General features: G+C 53.5%; 1 protein-coding gene. It reads left to right on the top strand.

All coding sequences use genetic code 11. The features are described 5' to 3' along the window. Positions 1-50: 50 nt before the first annotated feature. The coding region (locus SB765_RS29475) for an ATP-binding cassette domain-containing protein (protein ID WP_410932467.1) at positions 51-275 on the top strand (225 nt) is incomplete at its 3' end.

The following is a 275-nucleotide window of genomic DNA, read 5'->3' on the forward strand; positions in this document are numbered from 1 at the left end:
GCAGTGGCGTTTAGAGCAACAGCACAAACGCCTGCAACAGGAGGGAAATCATGAGCATTGAGATTAACAAGATCAACAAATCCTTTGGTCGCACATCGGTGCTGAACGATATCTCTCTGGATATTGCCTCGGGTGAAATGGTGGCGCTGCTTGGCCCATCAGGCTCGGGTAAAACCACGCTGCTGCGCATTATTGCCGGGCTGGAGCATCAGAACAGCGGTCATATCCGTTTTCATGGCAACGATGTCAGCCGCCTGCATGCGCGCGATCGTCAG

This window comes from Pseudomonas sp. SIMBA_067, from assembly GCF_046534675.1.
In the GTDB taxonomy this organism is placed as follows: domain Bacteria; phylum Pseudomonadota; class Gammaproteobacteria; order Pseudomonadales; family Pseudomonadaceae; genus Aquipseudomonas; species Aquipseudomonas putida.